Source organism: Streptomyces sp. NPDC053426, from assembly GCF_055585405.1.
This window is the reverse complement of record NZ_JBVJKE010000013.1, coordinates 141,653-158,140: the sequence shown is the minus strand read 5'-3', so window position 1 is coordinate 158,140 and position 16,488 is coordinate 141,653. Positions and strand designations below refer to the sequence as shown.

The window sequence follows — 16,488 nt, the reverse complement described above, 5'->3', positions numbered from 1 at the left end:
ACGAAAGGGGGGCTCCCGTACCTCGGGTACGGGAGCCCCCCTTTCGTGTGTCCGTCGTCCGCTACGTGCGGTTGCGGGCCGAGGTCACCCGGTAGACGTCGTAGACGCCCTCCACGCCGCGTACGGCCTTCAGGACGTGACCGAGGTGCTTGGGGTCGCCCATCTCGAAGGTGAAGCGGGAGGTGGCGACACGGTCGCGGGAGGTCTGGACGGCCGCGGAGAGGATGTTGACGTGCTGGTCGGACAGCACGCGTGTGACGTCCGACAGCAGCCGGGACCGGTCGAGGGCCTCGACCTGGATGGCGACCAGGAAGACCGAGGACTGGGTGGGCGCCCACTCGACGTCGAGGATCCGCTCGGGCTCCCGGGACAGCGAGTCGACGTTGACGCAGTCGCTGCGGTGCACCGATACGCCGCTGCCCCGGGTCACGAATCCGATGATCGGGTCGCCGGGCACCGGCGTACAGCAGCGGGCCAGCTTCACCCAGACGTCCTCGACGCCCTTGACGACGACACCGGGGTCGGCGCTGGAGCGGCGCTTGCGGCTGCGGGCCGGCGGGACCGACTCGTCGATCTCCTCGGTGGCGGCCTCCTCGCCGCCGAGGGCCTGGACGAGCTTCTGCACGATGTTCTGCGCGGAGACATGGCCCTCGCCGATCGCCGCGTACAGCGCGGAGATGTCCGAGTAGCGCATCTCGTGCGCCAGCGTGACCAGCGAGTCGCCGGTGAGGATGCGCTGGATCGGCAGGTTCTGCTTGCGCATCGCGCGGACGATGGAGTCCTTGCCGTGCTCGATGGCCTCGTCGCGGCGCTCCTTGGAGAACCAGGCGCGGATCTTGTTGCGGGCCCGCGGCGACTTGACGAAGCCGAGCCAGTCGCGGGAGGGGCCGGCGCCGGCCGCCTTGGAGGTGAAGACCTCCACCAAGTCGCCGTTGTCGAGGGTCGACTCCAGCGGTACGAGGCGGCCGTTGACCCGCGCCCCGATGGTGCGGTGGCCGACCTCGGTGTGGACGGCGTAGGCGAAGTCCACGGGGGTGGCACTCGCGGGCAGCGCTATGACGTCGCCCTTGGGGGTGAAGACGAAGACCTCGTTGCGGGACAGGTCGAAGCGCAGGGACTCCAGGAACTCGCCGGGGTCCTCGGTCTCCTTCTGCCAGTCCAGGAGCTGCCGCAGCCAGGCCATGTCGTTGAGGTGGTCGTCCTTGCCCTTGCCGGACGACCTGGGCGCGTCGGAACGGACCTTGGAGGCGCCGGCGACGGCCTCCTGCTTGTACTTCCAGTGCGCGGCGATGCCGTACTCGGCGCGGCGGTGCATGTCGAAGGTGCGGATCTGCAGCTCGACGGGTTTGCCGCCGGGGCCGATGACCGTCGTGTGCAGCGACTGGTACATGTTGAACTTGGGCATCGCGATGTAGTCCTTGAACCGGCCGGGGACCGGGTTCCATCGCGCGTGCACGGTGCCGAGGGCCGCGTAGCAGTCGCGGACGGTGTCCACGAGGACGCGGATGCCCACCAGGTCGTAGATCTCCGCGAAGTCACGGCCGCGGACGATCATCTTCTGGTAGACGCTGTAGTAGTGCTTGGGGCGGCCGGTGACGGTGGCCTTGATGCGGGCGGCGCGCAGGTCCTGCTGCACCTCGTCGGTGACTATGGCGAGGTACTCGTCGCGCTTGGGTGCGCGCTCGGCGACCAGGCGGACGATCTCGTCGTACATCTTGGGGTAGAGGATCGCGAAGGCGAGGTCCTCCAGCTCCCACTTGATGGTGTTCATGCCCAGGCGGTGGGCGAGCGGCGCGTAGATCTCCAGGGTCTCGCGCGCCTTCTTCTCCTGCTTCTCGCGCTTGAGGTAGCGCATGGTGCGCATGTTGTGCAGGCGGTCGGCGAGCTTGATGACCAGGACGCGGGGGTCCTTGGCCATGGCGACGACCATCTTGCGCACGGTCTCGGCCTGCGCGGCCTCGCCGAACTTGACCTTGTCGAGCTTGGTGACGCCGTCGACGAGGAGCGTGACCACGTCGCCGAAGTCGCGGCGCAGGTCCTCCAGGCCGTACTCGGTGTCCTCGACGGTGTCGTGCAGCAGTCCGGCCATCAGGGTGGCCGGGTCCATGCCGAGCTCGGCGAGGATGGTGGTGACGGCGAGCGGGTGCGTGATGTACGGGTCGCCGCTCTTGCGCTTCTGGCCGCGGTGCCAGCGCTCGGCGACCTGGTAGGCGCGCTCGATCTGGCGGAGCGTGGCGTTCTCGATCTTGGGGTCGTTGCTGCGGACGATCCGCAGCAGCGGTTCGAGGACCGGGTTGTACGGGTTGGCGCGCTGGACGCCGAGCCGGGCGAGGCGGGCGCGGACGCGGTTGGAGGAGCCGGAGCGCGGCTGGCCGGTGTTCGGGCGGGCCAGGGGCGCTGAGCGCTCGGGAGGAGACGGCTTGGGGCGCGGCTGCTCGGGCTTGTCGACCGGCGCGGACTGGGCGTGCTGGACCGGCCCGCGCGTGTCGTTCTTCGCGTGGGGCGCGCTGGGCGCGGGCTTGGCCGCGGCCGCCGAGGCGGACTCGGGCTTGGCGGCGGTCAGGTGCTGGGCCTCGTCTGGCAAGAGGACTCCTCGTGCGCGATCCGGGTCCCCCGGTCAGGCTCCGGAAACCCCATGGTAGCGATCCCACGCCCGCGGATCGCCTGCGGGCGGATGTGAGGACGGTCTACCCCCGGAACACCCGGGACGGGCACCGGATTCCTCCGGGCCCGCCCGAACGATGCTCCCCATGCGCGATCCGCGCGCGTTACCGCAGGCCAGACCATGAACAACGCTCCAGAGGACAGCCTGCCCCGGACACACCCAAGGCGGGCACCGGATCCCTCCGGGCCCGCCCGAGCGGTTCTTCCTGTGTGCGGTTCGTGTGTGGCGCCGCTGGTCAGACCGTGAGGAGTGCCTCCAGCGGGGCGCCCGCCAGAGCCGGTTCCAGTCGGGCGCGGCCGCCGAGGAAGCCGAGCTCCATCAGTACGGCCAGGCCCGCGACCTCGGCGCCCGCCCTGCGGATGAGCTGGACCGACGCCTCGGCGGTGCCGCCGGTGGCGAGGACGTCGTCGACCACCAGGACGCGGTCGGCGGCGCTCAGGTCCTCGGCGTGCACCTCGATCTCGGCGGAGCCGTACTCCAGGTCGTACGCCTGGCTGAGGGTGGCTCCGGGGAGCTTGCCCGCCTTGCGTACGGGGATGAAGCCGAGGCCCGCGCGGATGGCGACCGGGGCGCCGAGGATGAACCCGCGGGCCTCCAGGCCGACGACCTTGGTGGCGCCGGTGGCGCGGGCGATGTCGGCGAGGGCGTCGCTGAGCGCGGAGAACGCCGCGGGGTCCGCCAGGAGCGGGGTGATGTCCTTGAACATCACGCCCGGCTCCGGGTAGTCCGCCACGTCCCGGATGCGGCTGAGCAGCAGCTCTCTGATCTCGGTCATCGGCGCTTCCCGGAGGGACGGCCCCGGCCGCGGGTGCGGGTGGCCGACTGGTCGCGCGGACCGACGACCGCGGGCGCGGCGTCCTCGGGCTCGTCGTCGTGGTCCTCGCCGGTGACCGGGGCCTCCTGCGGCCCGCCCGCGGTCGCGCCCTGGGCGCGCTTGGCCAGGACGCGCTTCTTCAGCGACTTCATCGCCGGCTCGCGCTCCTTGAGGTCGGCGACGAGCGGGGTGGCGATGAAGATCGAGGAGTACGCGCCGGCGGCGAGGCCGACGAACAGCGACAGCGAGATGTCGTTCAGCATGCCGGCGCCGAGGACACCGCCACCGATGAACAGCAGGCCCGCCACCGGCAGCAGCGCGACCACCGTGGTGTTGATGGAGCGGACCAGGGTGCTGTTGATGGAACGGTTGGCGATCTCGCCGTAGGTCCAGCGGGTCTGCTTGGTGATGTCCCTGGTCTGTTCCTTGAGGCTGTCGAAGACGACGACCGTGTCGTACAGCGAGTAACCGAGGATGGTCAGCAGACCGATCACCGTGCCCGGCGTGACCTCGAAGCCGACGAGGGCGTAGATGCCGACGGTGATGGTGATGTCGTGGATCAGGGCGACGAACGCGGCGAGCGCCATGCGCCACTCGAAGGCGATCGCCAGGTAGATCACGACGAGGAACATGAAGATGCCGAGGCCCTGCCAGGCCTTGTTGGCGATCTGCTCGCCCCAGCTCGGGCCGACCAGCTCGGCGTTGATCCGCTCACCGTCGACCTTGAGGTCCTCGGCGAGCTTGTCCTTGATGCTGTCCGAGGTCTTGGTGTCGATGCCCGCGACCTGGATGCGCATGCTGCCGTCACCGAGCTGCTGGACGATCGCGTCGTGACCGGAGGCGTCCTCCGCGTACTCCTCGGCCTGGGAGACCGAGACGCTCATGTTCTTCGGGGTGGTGAAGACCGCTCCGCCCTGGAACTCGATGCCCATGTGCAGGCCGCGCACCGCCAGGCCGAGGATGGCCGTGATGGTGATCAGGATGGAGACGCCGTACCAGATCTTGCGGTTCTTGACGAAGTCGTAGCCGACCTCGCCGTGGTGCAGTCGGGCCCCGAGGGTGCCGAGTTTCGACATCTCTCACGCCTCCTTCGTCTGGGCAGGGGCGGAGGGACGGCGGGTACGGCGCAGTGGCGGCTTCGCCCCCAGCGCCTTCGGGTCGAGACCGGACCACTTGTGGCCGCTCGCGAAGAACTTGCGGCGGGCCATCAGCGTGAGCAGGGGCTTGGTGAAGAGGAACACCACCACGACGTCGAGCACGGTGGTCAGGCCGAGCGTGAACGCGAAGCCCTGGACCTTGCCGACGGTGACGACGAAGAGCACCGCGGCGGCGAGGAACGACACGAAGTCGGAGACCAGGATGGTGCGCCGGGCGCGCGGCCAGGCCCGCTCCACGGAGGGACGCAGGGTGCGGCCCTCGCGGATCTCGTCCCGGACCCGTTCGAAGAACACGATGAACGAGTCCGCCGTGATGCCGATCGCGACGATGGCACCGCACACGGCCGGCAGGTTCAGCGCGAAGCCGATGGCCGGGCCGAGCAGCGACATGATCACGTAGGTGAGGGCGGCGGACACCAGCAGCGACAGGATCGCGATGAAGGACAGGCCGCGGTAGTAGACCAGCAGGTAGATGACGACCAGGGCGAGGCCGATGGCACCGGCGATCAGACCGGCCTTCAGCTGCTCACCGCCGAGCGCGGCGGTGACGGTGGTGACGCTGTCCTCGCGGAAGGTCAGCGGCAGGGCGCCGTAGGACAGCATGTTGGCCAGGTCCTGCGCCGACTGCTGGTTGAAGTTGCCGGAGATCTCGGCGTTGCCGCCGGTCAGGGCCTGGCTGACGTACGGGTCGGAGACGACCTCGTTGTCCAGGACGATCGCGAACTGGTTCTGCGGGGACTGGTTCTGGGCGAGCTGGCCGGTGATGTCGGCGAACTTCTTGGCGCCCTTGTCCGTGAAGTCCATGGTGACGACCCAGCCGGCGCCGGACTGGGTGTTCAGGACGGCGTCGGCCTCGTCGACGTCCGTGCCGTCGACCGCGGCGGGGCCGAGGATGTACTTCTGCCACTGGCCCTGGGAGTTCTGGCCGCAGGCGACGGTCGAGTCGCTGGACTTGGAACCGTCACCGGCCTTGGCGCGGACGCTCTCCTTGGTGCAGTCGAGCGCGGCGTACTGGGCCTGGAGCTTGCTGTCGGCGTCGCCGGAGGTGCCGCCGGTCGCGGACGCGGAGGGGCTGGCCCCGTCCTCGGCCGTGCCGCTCGGGGAGGCGGCCGGCGTCTCGTCGGCCTTCAGGGCGTCGGTGACGGCGCGGCCCTGGGTGGTGGCGCTCGCCGACGGGGAGGAACCGTCGGTCGCCTTCTCCGTGGCCTTGTCGGTCGCCTTCTCGGTCGCCTTGTCCTTGTCGGAGTCCTGCTCCGAGCCGTCGCTGGTCGCGCTGGGCGTCGGAGCGGCGCCGCCACCGGCGAGTTCGGTGGCGATCACGGGACGGAAGTAGAGCTTGGCGGTGGTGCCGACCTGTTCCCGGGCCTGCTTGGAGTTCGTGCCCTTGGGAATGTTGACGATGATGTTGCGGTCACCCTGCGTCTGGACCTCGGCCTCCGAGACGCCAAGACCGTTGACACGCCGCTCCATGATGGAGACCGCGGTGTTCATGTTGGTCTTGTTGATCGCGGACTCCTGGCCGGCCTCGGGGACCGCCGCCAGTGTGATGCTCGTACCACCGGCCAGGTCGATGCCGAGACGCGGAGTGGTGTGCCCGGATGCGAACATGCCGCCGGTGAGCGCCACGATGGCGATCAGGATCAGAGCGAGCGAGCGCCACGGCTTGCTTGTGGCGCTCGCGTTCCGTCCCTTTTTGAGTGCTGCCACCTTCTCGTACTCCCTCTCGGGCCGCCTCGCGCCGGATCGGTGGGCGGGCGGCCATGACATGGTGTCGGGACTCCGTGCGAGTCGGGCATGTCCCGGGGCGCGCGGGCAGCACCCGCGCGCCCCGGGCCACGACTACTTCGCGTCGGAGTCGCCGTCGGACTTCTTCGACTGCACGTCCGCCTTCACCTCGTCGGCGTCGGCCGGCTCGTCGGCCGCGTCCTTCTTGCCGAGGTCGACAGGCGTGTCGTCGGAGGCGGCGGCAGCGTCGGAGGAGTCGTCGGTCTCGGTGAGGGAGGAGGCGTCGTCGGGGACGACGTCGGCGTCGGACTTCAGGTCGTGCTCGATGCCGTGGACGATGCGGTTGTACTCCTCGTCGGTCAGGACGGCACCGATCGAGTTCTTGGCGAACAGCAGCTCCACACCCGGGCCGGCGTCGAGGAGGACCGTGTCCTCACTGACCTCCTTGACCGTGGCGTACATGCCCCCGATGGTGCGGACGCCGGAACCGGGCTGCATCTGGTTCCGCATGTCGATGGCCTGCTGCTGCTTCTTCTTGGCCGACCGGGTCATCAGGAACATGGCCCCGATGAGCACGATGAACGGGAGGAGGGTCAGGAGACTCACGGGTCGGAACTTCCTTCACACGACCGCGATGGTGAACGGCCTGATGGTTGGGGGTATGTACTGCCGCCGACAAGGGTGGCATCGGCGGAGTCTAAGCGAGTCCGCGCGCAGGGAACAACGCTCAGCATGGCACCGGGGTTCCAGCCTGGGCCATCGTCCTCGCCGTCACGCCCCGAACAGGTCCCCTTGTCCGTTTCCGGGGCCCTGTGAGCGGGGCGGCGTGAGGCCGAGATGCGCCCATGCCGCCGGGGTGGCGACCCTCCCGCGTGGGGTGCGGGCGAGCAGACCCTCCCGTACGAGGAAGGGTTCGGCCACCTCCTCCACGGTCTCACGTTCCTCCCCGACCGCGACGGAGAGCGTGGACAGGCCGACCGGTCCGCCGCCGAACAGCTTCAGCAGGGCCTCGAGGACGGCCCGGTCCAGCCGGTCGAGGCCCCGGGCGTCGACCTCGTAGACGGCGAGGGCCGCCGCGGCGATGTCCTTGGTGATCATCCCGTCGGCCTTGACCTGCGCGTAGTCCCGGACGCGGCGCAGGAGGCGGTTGGCGATACGGGGTGTGCCGCGGGAGCGGCCGGCGATCTCCGCGGCGCCGGCCGGGTCGATCTCCACGTCGAGGAGGCTCGCCGAGCGGTGGACGACCCGCTCCAGCTCGGCGGGTTCGTAGAACTCCATGTGCGCGGTGAAGCCGAAGCGGTCGCGCAGCGGGGGCGGCAGCAGGCCGGCCCGGGTGGTGGCGCCGACCAGGGTGAAGGGGGGCAGTTCGAGGGGGATGGCGGTGGCGCCGGGGCCCTTGCCGACGATCACGTCGACGCGGAAGTCCTCCATCGCCATGTAGAGCATCTCCTCGGCGGGCCGGGACATGCGGTGGATCTCGTCGAGGAAGAGCACCTCGCCCTCCTGGAGGGAGGAGAGGATCGCCGCGAGGTCGCCGGCGTGCTGGATGGCGGGGCCCGAGGTGATGCGGATGGGGGCTTCCATCTCGGCGGCGATGATCATCGAGAGGGTGGTCTTGCCGAGGCCGGGGGCGCCGGAGAGCAGCACGTGGTCGGCGGTGGCGCCCCGCGCACGGGCGGCGCGCAGTACGAGGTCGAGCTGCTCGCGGACCTTCTCCTGGCCGATGAACTCGCCCAGGTCCTTGGGACGCAGGGCGGCCTCGACGGCCTGGTCCTCGCGGTCGGCGACAGAGCCCACCAGCCGCTCGCCGGTGGCGTCGGTGTCGGTGGCGTCGTCCCAGTTCATGTGCGTATGCCTCAGCTCTCCGTACGGGCTATCGGGCGCGGTTCAGCGTCTGCAGGGCCGCCTTCAGCAGCTGCCCCACCTGCGGGGTGCCCTCGGCGGCCTCCGCCTGGGGTGTCACGGCGGACACGGCCTCGTCGGCCTCGCGGGTCGCGTACCCGAGGCCGATCAGGGCGGCGTGCAGCTGGTCGCGCCAGCCGCTGGTGACCGGTGCGCCGACGGCGGGGGCGCCGAGCGGCTCGCCGAGGCGGTCCTTGAGCTCCAGGAGCAGCTTCTGAGCGCCCTTCTTGCCGATGCCGGGGACGGCGGTCAGCGCCTTCTCGTCCCCGGTGGCCACGGCTCTGCGCAGGGCGTCGGGGGTGTGCACGGCGAGCATCGCCTGGGCCAGCCGGGGGCCCACGCCGCTGGCGGTCTGGAGCAGTACGAAGACCTGGCGCTCGTCGTCGTCGGCGAAGCCGTAGAGGGTCAGCGAGTCCTCGCGGACGACGAGGGAGGTGGCGAGTTTCGCGGGCTGTCCGACGCGGAGCGCGGAGAGCGTGTTCGGCGTGCACTGGACGGCCATGCCGACCCCGCCGACCTCGACCACCGCGGTGTCGGGAGCGAGGGCGGCGACCGTGCCGCTGACGAAGGCGATCATGTCGTACGGCCTTTCGATGCGCGCGGGGCTTGTGGTGCGCGGGGGGTTCTGGAGGCGTGCAGGGCGGCGGCCCGCTGGAGCCGGTTCTGCGCGGGGGCGCGCCAGATGTGGCAGATGGCGAGCGCGAGGGCGTCGGCGGCGTCGGCGGGCTTCGGCGGCGCGTCCAGCCGCAGCAGGCGGGTGACCATGGCGCCGACCTGGGCCTTGTCGGCGCGGCCCGAGCCGGTGACGGCGGCCTTGACCTCGCTGGGCGTGTGCAGGACGACGGGGATGCCGCGGCGGGAGGCGCACAGGATGGCGACGGCGCTGGCCTGGGCGGTGCCCATCACCGTACGCACGTTGTGCTGGCTGAAGACGCGCTCCACGGCGACGACCTCGGGCCGGTGCTCGTCCAGCCACTGTTCGAGGCCCTGCTCGACGGCGACGAGGCGGTGGCCGAGGTCGGCGTCGGCCGGCGTGCGGACGACGCCCACGCCGAGCATGGTGAGCGGCCGCCCGGCGACGCCCTCCACGACACCGACACCGCACCGGGTCAGCCCCGGGTCCACCCCCAGTACGCGCACGTGCCGCCCCTTTTCCCTCGATCACCTGTTTGTGCAGGCTATCGGGTGCCACTGACAGAGCGACGGGCCGACGGAAGTGTCCCGCCGGCCCGCTGAGCAGTGGACGCGTTACGCGTCGACCTTCTCCATGATCTCGTCGCTCACGTCGAAGTTGGCGAAGACGTTCTGCACGTCGTCGCTGTCCTCCAGCGCGTCGATGAGCTTGAAGATCTTCTTGGCGCCCTCCTCGTCCAGTTCGACCTGCATGGTCGGGACGAAGTTGGCCTCGGCGGAGTCGTAGTCGATCCCGGCGTCCTGCAGAGCGGTGCGCACGGCGACCAGGTCGGTGGCCTCGCTGAGCACCTCGAAGTTCTCGCCGAGGTCGTTGACCTCCTCGGCGCCCGCGTCCAGGACGGCGGTGAGGACGTCGTCCTCGGTCAGCTCGCCCTTGGGGACGATCACCACGCCCTTGCGGTTGAACAGGTACGACACCGAGCCCGGGTCGGCCATGGAACCGCCGTTGCGGGTCATCGCGACACGCACGTCCGAGGCGGCACGGTTGCGGTTGTCGGTGAGGCACTCGATGAGCACCGCGACACCGTTCGGACCGTAGCCCTCGTACATGATCGTCTCGTAGTCGGCGCCACCGGCCTCGAGACCGCCACCGCGCTTGATGGCGGAGTCGATGTTCTTGTTCGGCACCGACTGCTTCTTGGCCTTCTGGACGGCATCGTAGAGCGTGGGATTGCCGTCCAGGTCGACGCCGCCCATCCGCGCGGCGACCTCGATGTTCTTGATCAGCTTCGCGAAGAGTTTGCCGCGCTTGGCATCGATCACGGCCTTCTTGTGCTTCGTCGTGGCCCATTTAGAGTGGCCGGACATCTGCCTGTCTCCTTCGCGTAACCCATCTCTGCAACGAACGCAGGAATCCTACAAGGACTCGGCCGCCCGGCACGCGCGCACCATGTCGACGAAGAGGCCGTGCACGCGGTGGTCGCCGGTCAGTTCCGGATGGAACGACGTGGCCAGCGCGTTGCCCTGGCGGACGGCGACGATGTGGCCGCCGTGCTCGGCGAGCACCTCGGCCCCGGCACCGACGGACTCCACCCAGGGGGCGCGGATGAAGACGCCCTCCACGGGATCGCCCTCGACGCCCTTGACGTCGACCGCGGCCTCGAAGGACTCGTTCTGCCGGCCGAAGGCGTTGCGGCGCACGATCATGTCGATGCCGCCGAGGGTCTCCTGGCCCGAGCGCGGGTCGAGGATCTTGTCGGCCAGCATGATCATGCCGGCGCAGGTGCCGTAGACGGGCATGCCCTCGCGCACGCGCGCGCGGAGGGGCTCCATCAGGCCGAAGAGGACCGCCAGCTTGGAGATCGTGGTGGACTCCCCGCCGGGGATGACCAGTCCGTCGACCTCGGCGAGTTCCCCGGGACGCCTGACCGGCCTGGCCACGGCGTCGGCCGCGGCCAGGGCGACGAGGTGCTCCCGTACGTCGCCCTGGAGGGCCAGGACACCGATGATCACGGTCACCAGCCGCGGTTGGCGTAGCGCTCGGTCTCGGGGAGGGTGTCGCAGTTGATGCCGACCATGGCCTCGCCGAGGTTGCGGGACGCGTCCGCGATGATCTTCGGGTCGTCGTAGAAGGTGGTCGCCTTGACGATGGCGGCGGCACGCTTCGCCGGGTCGCCGGACTTGAAGATGCCGGAGCCGACGAAGACGCCCTCGGCGCCGAGCTGGCGCATCAGCGCGGCGTCGGCCGGGGTGGCCACGCCACCGGCGGAGAAGAGGACCACCGGGAGCTTGCCCAGCTCGGCGACCTCCTTGACCAGCTCGTACGGGGCGCGCAGCTCCTTGGCGGCGGCGTACAGCTCGTTGTTGTCGTAGCCGCGCAGGCGGGCGATCTCGTTCTTGATCTGGCGCAGGTGGCGTACGGCCTCGACGACGTTGCCGGTGCCGGCCTCGCCCTTGGAGCGGATCATCGCGGCGCCCTCGGCGATGCGGCGCAGGGCCTCACCGAGGTTGGTGGCGCCGCAGACGAAGGGGGTGGTGAAGGCGAACTTGTCGCTGTGGTTGACCTCGTCGGCCGGGGTGAGGACCTCGGACTCGTCGATGTAGTCGACGCCGAGGGACTGCAGCACCTGGGCCTCGACGAAGTGGCCGATGCGGGACTTGGCCATCACGGGGATGGAGACCGCGCCGATGATGCCCTCGATCATGTCCGGGTCGGACATCCGGGCCACGCCGCCGTCCTTGCGGATGTCGGCGGGGACCCGCTCCAGGGCCATGACGGCGACGGCGCCGGCGTCCTCGGCGATCTTGGCCTGCTCCGGCGTGACGACGTCCATGATCACGCCGCCCTTGAGCTGCTCGGCCATGCCGCGCTTCACACGGGCGGTGCCGGTCTCGGGACCCTGGTTTTCGGAGAGCGTGCTGGACACGAATGACCTCGCTGAGGGGAAGGAGGGGGTTTCTGCAGCACCGAGGAAACGTGAACGGACCAGGCCACAGCAAGGGCCAATGGGAAGCCGGTGGATCCTTTTCGGTCGGCGGCGGCCCGGCCGGGTGGCCGGATCCCGCCGTTACGCGGCCCGCTCGACCAGGGCGGCCGGAGGCTCGTCGTCCATCTCGAAGGCCATCGGGAAGGGCGCGTGCCCGGCCAGCCGGAACCAGCGCACCTTGCGGTGCCGGCGCAGCGCCCGTGCCGCCCGTACGGCGTCGTTGTGGAAGCGGCGGGCCATCGGCACCCTGCGCACCGCCTCGGCGAGCTCCAGGGCCGCCTCCTCGCCCCCAGGGGCCTCCCGGACCGCGTCCACCTGCTGCGCGTCGCCGAACACCGCGCGCAGCGCCTGGCTGAGCTCGCTCTCCGCGACCTCTCGCTGCTCCTCGACCGACTGCCGCGCGGCGTGCGCGGCCTCGTAGAGCACGATCGACGCGGCGGGGTCGAGCACGCCCGAGGTGGCCAGTTCCTGCGCCACGGAGGCACGGCGCAGCAGTTGGGCGTCGAGCGCGGCCCGGGCGGCGTCGATCCGGGCGTGCAGCCGGTCCAGGCGTCCCGCCGTCCAGCTCAGGTAGAGGCCGATGACGACGAGGGCGACGAGGATCCAGATGAGGGTTGCGGTCACGGGCGGCAAGGCTACCGGGGGCGCTCTCCGGGGGCTGCGCCCCGGACCTCCTTCGGGCTGGACGGCCCGCTCCCAGGCCCGTCCCCCTTCCCGTCGTCCCCCGGAAGGCGGGCCACGCGCCCGGGATCCCCCTCTGGTCGAGCTGCCGGAGAACCTGCCGGGCGCCGCGCGGCAGAAGGGAACGGTCCGGACGGGCCCCAGGGGGCGTCGTTCGGATCTTGCGGAGGTCGCGGGTCCAGGCACGCACTCCCCCAGAGGGGAACCTCAGCCGCGTTGTCGTCGGTTGCCAGGGCTCCGCCCTGGCGCGCCCTCCTCCGCCTTGCGGCTGCGCGCTCCCCCACGCCCGGCTGCGCTCGCGAGGGAGAGACCCCTCGCCCCCGCTCAGGCCGGCCACAAGGCGCGGTCGCCCGAGGCCTGCCTGATCCGAACGCCCCCTAGTCCCGTGCCAGGCCGAACCGTGCCCGCAGGCCCGTCGCGCGGTCGTCCGTCGCCACCGCCGCCGCGCCCGCCGTCACCGTCTCGTAGACCGACAGGATGTCCGCGCCGACCGTCGACCAGTCGAAGCGGCGGACGTGGGCGCTGCCGCGGTCGCGGAGCTCCGCGCGGCGCTCCGGATCCCCCAGGAGCCGTACGGCCGCCTCGGCGAGCGCGTCCGCGTCCTCGTTGGCGAACAGCTCGCCCGCCGCCCCCCGGTCGAGGACCTGTGCGAACGCGTCCAGGTCGGAGGCGAGCACCGGCGCTCCCGCCGACATCGCCTCGACCAGGATGATGCCGAAGCTCTCCCCGCCGGTGTTGGGCGCCACGTACAGGTCGACGCTGCGCAGGAAGCGGGCCTTGTCCTCGTCGCTGATCATGCCGAGGAACTCCACGCGCGGACGCAGCTCCCGGGGCAGCGACTCGACCGCCTCCTCCTCGTCGCCGCGCCCGGCGACCAGCAGCCGCGTCCGCGGCCGGGCGGCGAGGATCTTCGGCAGGGCCTTCATCAGCACCGGCAGGCCCTTGCGGGGCTCGTCGATCCGGCCGATGAAACCGATGGTGTCCCCCTGCCACTCCGGCTTGGGCTCGGCCTCGGCGAAGAAGTCGACGTCGACGCCGTTCGGGATGACCACCGCGTCGCCGCCCAGGTGCTCGACGAGGGTGCGGCGGGCGTACTCGCTCACCGCGATCCGCGCGCTGATCTTCTCCAGGGCGGCCTGGAGGATCGCGTACGCGGCGATCATCGCGCGGGAGCGCGGGTTGGAGGTGTGGAAGGTGGCGACGATCGGCCCCTCGGCCGCCCAGCAGGTCAGCAGGCCGAGCGAGGGCGAGGTCGGCTCGTGGATGTGGACGACGTCGAAGGCGCCCTCGTGCAGCCAGCGCCGTACCCGCGCGGCGGACAGGAAGCCGAAGTTGAGCCGGGCCACCGACCCGTTGTACGGCACCGGCACCGCGCGGCCCGCCGAGACGACGTACGGCGGCAGCGGGGTGTCGTCGTCGGCCGGGGCGAGGACGGACACCTCGTGACCGAGCCGGATGAAGTACTCGGCCAGATCACGGATGTGGAACTGGACGCCACCCGGCACGTCCCAGGAGTACGGGCAGACGATGCCGATCCTCACGGGGTCCCCTCCCGGTCCTGCCCGGAGGCGCCCGCGGGATCCCGCGCGGGGTCGAGGTCCCTCAGCCACAAGCGCTGCAGCATGTGCCAGTCCTCCGGATGGTCGGCGATCCCCGTGGCGAAGGCGTCGGCCAGCGCCTGTGTCATGACAGACGTCTTTTCGGCGCGCGTACCTGACCCGGGGACCTCGACCGGCGGGTGGACCCGGCCCCGCATCACCGGCGAGTCGTCGTACCAGAGGGTCACCGGCAGCAGCCGGGCCCCGGTCTGCTGGGCGAGCAGGGCGGGTCCGGCAGGCATCCGGGCCCTCTCGCCGAAGAAGCCGACCTCGACACCGGAGGCGGACAGGTCGCGGTCGGCGACCAGGCAGACCAGTCCGCCGTCGCGCAGCCGCCGGGCCAGGGTGCCGAAGGCGGAGCCGCCGCTGTGCGGCAGCACCTCCATGCCGAGGCCCTCGCGGTAGGCGACGAAACGGTCGTACAGCGTCTCCGGCTTCAGCCGCTCGGCGACGGTGGTGAACGGTATGCCGAGCTTGGTGGTGACCCAGGCGCCGGCGAGGTCCCAGTTGGCGAGGTGCGGCAGCGCCAGGACGACTCCCTTGCCGGCCGCCATGCCGTCGGTCAGGTGGTGGAGGTCCTTGGGGTCGAAGCCGGAGGCGATGCGCTCGGGGCTCCAGGCGGGCAGCCGGAAGGACTCCATCCAGTAGCGCAGATACGACCGCATCCCCGCGCGGGAGAGTTCGGCCAGCCGCTCCGGGCCCGCGTCCGGCACGACACGCGCGTAGTTGCCCTCCAGCCGGAGCACGCCCTTGCCGCGCCGCTTCCACGCGAGGTCGGCGATGGTCCTCCCGAGGCGCACGGCGACCGGCTCGGGGAGTTTCTTGACGGTGCCCCAGCCGGCGCCGTACAGGGCGTCGGCCAGCCGCTCCTGGGCGCTCACTTCGCGGCCTCGCTCCCCTGGGCCTCCTGCCGCTCCGCGGCCTCCGCCTCGGCGGACTCGCGGCGCACGGTGACCACCCGCTGGATCAGCGTGACCAGGCTGCCGACGGCGACGATCCACAGGGCGACCGGCAGCAGGTACTGGATGCCGGGCACACCGAACGCGTGCAGGCCCGCGAAACCGGCCGCGACCAGCGAGACCACCAGCCGTTCGGCCCGCTCGACCAGCCCGTTGACGGCGACCGGCAGACCGATCGACTCGCCGCGCGCCTTGGTGTACGACACCACCTGGCCGCTGGCCAGACAGAAGATCGACACCGCGCACAGGGCGATGTCGTCGCCGCCCCCGGCGTACCAGAGGGCGAAGCCGCCGAAGATCGCGCCGTCGGCGACCCGGTCCAGGGTGGAGTCCAGGAAGGCTCCCCAGCGGCTGGAGCGGCCCAGCTGGCGGGCCATGTTGCCGTCGACGAGGTCGGAGAACACGAACAGCGTGATCACGACCGTGCCCCAGAAGAACTCCCCCATGGGGTAGAAGACCAGCGCGCCCGCGACCACTCCCGCGGTGCCGATGAGCGTGACCGTGTCGGGGCTGACCCCCCGTCGGATGAGAAACGCGGCGAACGGTGTGAGGACACGCGTGAAGAATGCACGCGCGTACTTGTTCAGCATGGCCTTCCCGACGGTCGGTGGGGCCGCGTGGCCCTTGCTGGCCACCCGGCGGGCCCAATCGTAGCCACGCACACGCGCGGGCGACGGCGGGGCACCCGTACACCCACGCGGGGGCGGGGCCCCGACGCCCTTCACTCCGGCGCGCACCGCCCGTACGTCCCGCGCGGGAGCGGGACTCGCTGGAGTCGGCGCCGGCCGGTGCCGCCGTCCACTCGTACACCCGCGCGGGAGCAGGGCCGCGATGCCCTCCGGCCTGCGCGCACCGCCCGCTACGCCCCCGCGCGGGAGCGGGACTCGCTGGAGTCGGTGTCGATGGCCACCCCTACGCCCGCGCAGGGGGCGGGACAGGGACTGCCCGGCGGACCACTCCGCGGACGCGGGCCCCGGTACGCGCTCCCTCACTGTCCGAAGGGTGTGGGACACCCCGAGCCGCGTTGTCGTCGCCCTCGCCGGCTCCCCCACGCCCGGTTTCGCTCGAGCGGGGAGATCTCCGCCGCGCGGGAGGGATCCCCGCCCCGTCGGCTCCCTCCGCCGCCTTGCGGTTGCGCGCTCCCCCGCTCCCGGCTTCGCGCGGGGGCACTCCCGTCGCCCCCGCGCATCCGGGCCACGGGGCACCGCCGGTTTCCCCCGCCCCGACCGCCGGACAGGCCCCGGCCGGCGGCGCGGTTCGCACCGTCCTGAGCAGGGACGGACGTCGGGATCGCGTCGTTCGTATGGACGCGCCGTGACGGGAGTGGAAAGCTCGAAGGACCGCGGGCGTCGCCGGAGCCGCACCGC

The 16,488-nt window shown here is 71.3% G+C and carries 15 protein-coding genes; all 15 read right to left on the bottom strand.

Going from position 1 to position 16,488, the window contains the following annotated elements:
- Positions 1-61: 61 nt before the first annotated feature.
- Positions 62-2,584: a GTP pyrophosphokinase gene (relA, locus tag ACZ62B_RS26020; protein WP_344560619.1), complete on the bottom strand. Its 2,523-nt coding sequence runs from the start codon at positions 2,582-2,584 to the stop codon at positions 62-64.
- A gap of 316 nt (positions 2,585-2,900) precedes the next feature.
- Positions 2,901-3,440, bottom strand: coding sequence for an adenine phosphoribosyltransferase (locus ACZ62B_RS26015; protein WP_073933767.1), 540 nt, complete (start codon positions 3,438-3,440; stop codon positions 2,901-2,903).
- Positions 3,437-4,555: a protein translocase subunit SecF gene (secF, locus tag ACZ62B_RS26010; RefSeq protein ID WP_344560617.1), complete on the bottom strand. Its 1,119-nt coding sequence runs from the start codon at positions 4,553-4,555 to the stop codon at positions 3,437-3,439. The genes ACZ62B_RS26015 and secF overlap by 4 nt, the downstream gene beginning before the upstream one ends.
- Before the next feature lie 3 nt (positions 4,556-4,558).
- Positions 4,559-6,343: a protein translocase subunit SecD gene (gene secD, locus ACZ62B_RS26005; RefSeq protein ID WP_344560616.1), complete on the bottom strand. Its 1,785-nt coding sequence runs from the start codon at positions 6,341-6,343 to the stop codon at positions 4,559-4,561.
- A gap of 132 nt (positions 6,344-6,475) precedes the next feature.
- Entirely contained in the window at positions 6,476-6,967 is a 492-nt protein-coding gene (yajC, locus tag ACZ62B_RS26000) for a preprotein translocase subunit YajC (protein WP_469692249.1), read from the bottom strand.
- A 165-nt stretch (positions 6,968-7,132) separates the two neighbouring features.
- Positions 7,133-8,206, bottom strand: coding sequence for a Holliday junction branch migration DNA helicase RuvB (gene ruvB / locus ACZ62B_RS25995; RefSeq protein WP_344560615.1), 1,074 nt, complete (start codon positions 8,204-8,206; stop codon positions 7,133-7,135).
- Positions 8,207-8,234: 28 nt separating this feature from the next.
- Positions 8,235-8,840, bottom strand: a complete 606-nt coding sequence (ruvA, locus tag ACZ62B_RS25990; protein WP_469692247.1) for a Holliday junction branch migration protein RuvA — start codon at positions 8,838-8,840, stop codon at positions 8,235-8,237.
- Positions 8,837-9,403, bottom strand: a complete 567-nt coding sequence (gene ruvC / locus ACZ62B_RS25985; protein ID WP_383456577.1) for a crossover junction endodeoxyribonuclease RuvC — start codon at positions 9,401-9,403, stop codon at positions 8,837-8,839. The genes ruvA and ruvC overlap by 4 nt, the downstream gene beginning before the upstream one ends.
- A 108-nt stretch (positions 9,404-9,511) precedes the next feature.
- Positions 9,512-10,264, bottom strand: a complete 753-nt coding sequence (locus tag ACZ62B_RS25980; protein WP_217130012.1) for a YebC/PmpR family DNA-binding transcriptional regulator — start codon at positions 10,262-10,264, stop codon at positions 9,512-9,514.
- A 48-nt stretch (positions 10,265-10,312) separates the two neighbouring features.
- On the bottom strand, positions 10,313-10,918 hold the full coding sequence (gene pdxT, locus ACZ62B_RS25975; RefSeq protein WP_344560725.1) for a pyridoxal 5'-phosphate synthase glutaminase subunit PdxT: 606 nt from the start codon (positions 10,916-10,918) through the stop codon (positions 10,313-10,315).
- Positions 10,912-11,823: a pyridoxal 5'-phosphate synthase lyase subunit PdxS gene (pdxS, locus tag ACZ62B_RS25970; RefSeq protein WP_073933758.1), complete on the bottom strand. Its 912-nt coding sequence runs from the start codon at positions 11,821-11,823 to the stop codon at positions 10,912-10,914. The genes pdxT and pdxS overlap by 7 nt, the downstream gene beginning before the upstream one ends.
- Before the next feature lie 141 nt (positions 11,824-11,964).
- Positions 11,965-12,507, bottom strand: coding sequence for a LemA family protein (locus ACZ62B_RS25965; protein WP_030867667.1), 543 nt, complete (start codon positions 12,505-12,507; stop codon positions 11,965-11,967).
- Positions 12,508-12,941: 434 nt separating this feature from the next.
- A complete protein-coding gene (locus ACZ62B_RS25960) occupies positions 12,942-14,105 on the bottom strand; it encodes a glycosyltransferase family 4 protein (RefSeq protein WP_344560612.1) in 1,164 nt (387 codons plus the stop codon).
- Positions 14,102-15,043 (bottom strand): phosphatidylinositol mannoside acyltransferase, encoded by a 942-nt coding sequence (locus ACZ62B_RS25955; RefSeq protein ID WP_469692244.1) that lies wholly within the window; start codon positions 15,041-15,043, stop codon positions 14,102-14,104. Before ACZ62B_RS25955 ends, ACZ62B_RS25960 begins: the two co-directional genes overlap by 4 nt.
- The gene (pgsA, locus tag ACZ62B_RS25950; protein WP_344560724.1) at positions 15,040-15,711 is read right to left on the bottom strand and encodes a phosphatidylinositol phosphate synthase; all 672 of its coding nucleotides are present in this window, start codon (positions 15,709-15,711) and stop codon (positions 15,040-15,042) included. Before pgsA ends, ACZ62B_RS25955 begins: the two co-directional genes overlap by 4 nt.
- Positions 15,712-16,488: the final 777 nt, after the last annotated feature.